3 rRNA genes are annotated in these 5,358 nt (G+C 57.3%); all 3 read left to right on the top strand.

The features are described from left to right. Window positions 1-237 precede the first annotated feature (237 nt). A 16S ribosomal RNA gene (locus DVR05_RS22560) occupies window positions 238-1,770 on the top strand. Between the two features lie 326 nt (window positions 1,771-2,096). Then, window positions 2,097-5,189, top strand: a 23S ribosomal RNA gene (locus tag DVR05_RS22565). A gap of 45 nt (window positions 5,190-5,234) precedes the next feature. Continuing rightward, window positions 5,235-5,350: ribosomal RNA gene (gene rrf, locus DVR05_RS22570) — 5S ribosomal RNA — on the top strand. Together the 16S, 23S and 5S rRNA genes form the textbook arrangement of a ribosomal RNA operon. Window positions 5,351-5,358 lie beyond the last annotated feature (8 nt).

Genomic DNA, 5,358 nt, shown 5'->3' on the forward strand with positions numbered 1-5,358 from the left:
GGACTTCGGGTCCACGGTTCGGGGCTTGTACGGGAAGAGTGGTTGTTTCTTGAGAACTCAACAGCGCGTGTTTGATTTTCTTTAAGCCATGTTTGTTTTGGCCCCGTCACACACGAACCATCGTGTTCGGTGTGCTGGGTTCCTTTGATTAACCACATGATGTGGTTGGTCAGGATTACTTCTAGGTTTACCCGCCCCAAGCCATCCTGTCGGGTGGTCGGGTCGGGTTGAGTGACCTTTATGGAGAGTTTGATCCTGGCTCAGGACGAACGCTGGCGGCGTGCTTAACACATGCAAGTCGAGCGGTAAGGCCCTTCGGGGTACACGAGCGGCGAACGGGTGAGTAACACGTGAGCAACCTGCCCCTGACTCCGGGATAAGCGGTGGAAACGCCGTCTAATACCGGATACGACCCTCCGCCTCATGGTGGGGGGTGGAAAGTTGTGTCGGTCAGGGATGGGCTCGCGGCCTATCAGCTTGTTGGTGGGGTAACGGCCTACCAAGGCGATTACGGGTAGCCGGCCTGAGAGGGCGACCGGCCACACTGGGACTGAGACACGGCCCAGACTCCTGCGGGAGGCAGCAGTGGGGAATATTGCGCAATGGGCGAAAGCCTGACGCAGCGACGCCGCGTGGGGGATGACGGCCTTCGGGTTGTAAACCTCTTTTACCACCAACGCAGGCTCCGGGTGTTCTCGGGGTTGACGGTAGGTGGGGAATAAGGACCGGCTAACTACGTGCCAGCAGCCGCGGTAATACGTAGGGTCCGAGCGTTGTCCGGAATTATTGGGCGTAAAGAGCTCGTAGGCGGCGTGTCGCGTCTGCTGTGAAAGACCGGGGCTTAACTCCGGTTCTGCAGTGGATACGGGCATGCTAGAGGTAGGTAGGGGAGACTGGAATTCCTGGTGTAGCGGTGAAATGCGCAGATATCAGGAGGAACACCGGTGGCGAAGGCGGGTCTCTGGGCCTTACCTGACGCTGAGGAGCGAAAGCATGGGGAGCGAACAGGATTAGATACCCTGGTAGTCCATGCCGTAAACGTTGGGCGCTAGGTGTGGGGACTTTCCACGGTTTCCGCGCCGTAGCTAACGCATTAAGCGCCCCGCCTGGGGAGTACGGCCGCAAGGCTAAAACTCAAAGGAATTGACGGGGGCCCGCACAAGCGGCGGAGCATGTTGCTTAATTCGACGCAACGCGAAGAACCTTACCAAGGTTTGACATCACCCGTGGACCTGCAGAGATGTGGGGTCATTTAGTTGGTGGGTGACAGGTGGTGCATGGCTGTCGTCAGCTCGTGTCGTGAGATGTTGGGTTAAGTCCCGCAACGAGCGCAACCCTTGTTCCATGTTGCCAGCACGTAGTGGTGGGGACTCATGGGAGACTGCCGGGGTCAACTCGGAGGAAGGTGGGGACGACGTCAAGTCATCATGCCCCTTATGTCTTGGGCTGCAAACATGCTACAATGGCCGGTACAATGGGCGTGCGATACCGTGAGGTGGAGCGAATCCCTAAAAGCCGGTCTCAGTTCGGATTGGGGTCTGCAACTCGACCCCATGAAGGTGGAGTCGCTAGTAATCGCGGATCAGCAACGCCGCGGTGAATACGTTCCCGGGCCTTGTACACACCGCCCGTCACGTCATGAAAGTCGGCAACACCCGAAACTTGTGGCCCAACCCTTCGGGGAGGGAGTGAGTGAAGGTGGGGCTGGCGATTGGGACGAAGTCGTAACAAGGTAGCCGTACCGGAAGGTGCGGCTGGATCACCTCCTTTCTAAGGAGTCTTTCACAGGCCAGTGTTTTAATCGATGTGCTGGTCGGACTCGAAAGTGGACCCGGCCGTGGGGCTCGTTGAGAGCCTGGCGAGTTGGGAATGGTTTTTACGAGAATCGGACTTTGCCTCCAGCGGTCTAGAAGCGTTGGGGGGCGCGCTGTTGGGTGTCTGAGGAAGCAACCGTTGGTTGGTTCCCGCGGACCGCCCCGGAGAACTCTCGGTTCTTCACCTTGGCCTGGAAGGGTCGGGTGGGTTGAGTGGTGTTTGGGTGTGCGGTTGGTGTTTTGATTTGTGAATAGTGTGCGCGAGCATCTTGTTATCTGTAGTGGCCAAGTGATAGTGGCATACGGTGGATGCCTTGGCACCAGGCGCCGATGAAGGACGTGGGAGGCCGCGATAGGCCACGGGGAGCTGTCAACCGAGCTGTGATCCGTGGGTGTCCGAATGGGGAAACCTAGCCCGAGTTGTGTCGGGTTGCCGCTGTCTGAATGTATAGGGCAGTTGGTGGTGACGCGGGGAAGTGAAACATCTCAGTACCCGTAGGAAGAGTAAACAATAGTGATTCCCTGAGTAGTGGTGAGCGAACGGGGAAGAGGCTAAACCGTGCGCGTGTGATAGACGGCAGTTGTTGCGTGTGCGGGGTTGTGGGGTGCATCTGTTCAGGTCTGCCGGCCTGGAGCGCTGATGGTTCTTCTAGCTGAATCCGTTGGGAAGCGGTACCGGAGTGGGTGAGAGTCCCGTAGGTGAAGGAAGAGTCTAGGTGTTGGTGTGTTCCCGAGTAGCGCGGAGCCCGAGGAATTCCGTGTGAATCTGGCAGGACCACCTGCTAAGCCAAAATACGTCCTGGTGACCGATAGTGCACTAGTACCGTGAGGGAAAGGTGAAAAGTGCCCCGGTGAGGGGTCGTGAAAGAGTACCTGAAACCGTGTGCTGTCAAGCCGTCAGAGCTGGATCTTTGGGTCTGGTGATGGCGTGCCTTTTGAAGAATGAGCCTGCGAGTCATGGTGTGTGGCGAGGTTAACCCGGGTGGGGTAGCCGTAGGGAAACCGAGTCTGAAGAGGGCGTTGGAGTCGCATGCTGTGGACCCGAAGCGGGGTGATCTACCCATGTCCAGGGTGAAGCGGGGGTAAGACCTCGTGGAGGCCCGAACCCACCAGGGTTGAAAACCTGGGGGATGAGGTGTGGGTAGGGGTGAAAGGCCAATCAAACTCCGTGATAGCTGGTTCTCCCCGAAATGCATTTAGGTGCAGCGTCGCGTGTTTCTTGCTGGAGGTAGAGCTACTGTTTGGCTGATGGGCCCGACAAGGTTACTGACGTCAGACAAACTCCGAATGCCGGTGAAGTGAAGCGTGGCAGTGAGACTGCGGGGGATAAGCTTCGTAGTCGAGAGGGAAACAGCCCAGATCATCAGCTAAGGCCCCTAAGCGTGTGCTAAGTGGGAAAGGTTGTGGAGTTGCTGAGACAACCAGGAGGTTGGCTTAGAAGCAGCCATCCTTTAAAGAGTGCGTAATAGCTCACTGGTCAAGTGGTTCTGCGCCGATAATGTAGCGGGGCTGAAGCACACCGCCGAAGCTGTGGAGCCCAGTCGTTTGGCTGGGTTGGTAGGGGAGCGTCGTGCATCCGGTGAAGCTGCCGAGTGATCGTGTGGTGGAGGGTGTGCGAGTGAGAATGCAGGCATGAGTAGCGAGAGCAGCGTGAGAAACGTTGCCGCCGATTGACTAAGGGTTCCTGGGGCAGGTTAATCCGCCCAGGGTGAGTCTGGACCTAAGGCGAGGCCGACAGGCGTAGTCGATGGATAACGGGTTGATATTCCCGTACCCGTGCACGAGCGTCCAGTATCGAGGCGACGGATGCTAACCACGCTGACTGGTTTGGTTTCCTTCGGGATTCCTTATTGGTTGGTCTGGGAACCGATGTTGTAGTAGGTAAGTGATGGGGTGACGCAGGAGGGTAGCTCTACCCGGCGGTGGTTGTCCGGGGGTAAGCGTGTAGGCTGGTGTGTTGGTAAATCCGCGCACTGTGTGGCTGAGGCGTGATGCCGAGCCGTTTTTGGTGAAGTGAGTGATCCCATGCTGTCGAGAAAAGCCTCTAGCGAGTTCGTGTGTGGCCAGTACCCTAAACCGACGCAGGTGGTCAGGTAGAGAATACCGAGGCGTTCGGGTGAACCATGGTTAAGGAACTCGGCAAATTGTCCCCGTAACTTTGGGAGAAGGGGAGCCCTGTCTGGTGAAGGAGTTTACCTCTGGAGCTGGGTGGGGTCGCAGATAGCGGGGGGAAGCGACTGTTTATTAAAAACACAGGTCCGTGCGAAGTCGTAAGACGCTGTATACGGACTGACGCCTGCCCGGTGCTGGAACGTTAAGAGGACTGGTTAGTGGGGGTTCGCCTCTGCGAAGCTGGGAATCTAAGCGCCAGTAAACGGCGGTGGTAACTATAACCATCCTAAGGTAGCGAAATTCCTTGTCGGGTAAGTTCCGACCTGCACGAATGGCGTAACGACTTCCCCACTGTCTCAACCATGGGCCCGGTGAAATTGCACTACGAGTAAAGATGCTCGTTTCGCGCAGCAGGACGGAAAGACCCCGGGACCTTCACTATAGCTTGACATTGGTGTTTGGGATGGTTTGTGTAGGATAGGTGGGAGCCGGTGAAGCTGTCACGCTAGTGGCGGTGGAGGCGTTGGTGAAATACCACTCTGACTGTTTCGGGCATCTAACCTTGGGCCGTGATCCGGTTCGGGGACAGTGTCTGGTGGGTAGTTTAACTGGGGCGGTTGCCTCCTAAAGGGTAACGGAGGCGCCCAAAGGTTCCCTCAGCCTGGTTGGTAATCAGGTGTTGAGTGTAAGTGCACAAGGGAGCTTGACTGTGAGACGGACGTGTCGAGCAGGAGCGAAAGCTGGGACTAGTGATCCGGCACCGGCGTGTGGAAGCGGTGTCGCTCAACGGCTAAAAGGTACCCCGGGGATAACAGGCTGATCTTCCCCAAGAGTCCGTATCGACGGGATGGTTTGGCACCTCGATGTCGGCTCGTCGCATCCTGGGGCTGGAGTTGGTCCCAAGGGTTGGGCTGTTCGCCCATTAAAGCGGCACGCGAGCTGGGTTTAGAACGTCGTGAGACAGTTCGGTCCCTATCCGCTGTGCGCGTTGGAGACTTGAGAAGGGCTGTCCCTAGTACGAGAGGACCGGGACGGACGAACCTCTGGTGTGCCAGTTGTTCTGCCAAGGGCATGGCTGGTTGGCTACGTTCGGGAGGGATAACCGCTGAAAGCATCTAAGCGGGAAGCTTGCTTCGAGATGAGGTCTCCTGCCTCCTTTGAGAGGGTAAGACTCCCCAGAGACGATGGGGTTGATAGGCCGGGTGTGGAAGCCTTGTGAGGGGTGGAGCTGACCGGTACTAATAGGTCGAGGGCTTGTCCGCTGCAGATAGTTGGGTGCTCGCGCATACTGTTTCACATCATGGTTTCCGTGGTGGTTATGGCGGGGGGGTTACACCCGGTGACATTCCGAACCCGGTCGTTAAGTCCTTTTGCGCTGATGGTACTGCCCTGTGGTGGGGTGGGAGAGTAGGTCGCTGCCACGGTTTTTTTT

The sequence above is a fragment of the Nocardiopsis sp. FIRDI 009 genome (assembly GCF_003386285.1).
Classification (GTDB): domain Bacteria; phylum Actinomycetota; class Actinomycetes; order Streptosporangiales; family Streptosporangiaceae; genus Nocardiopsis.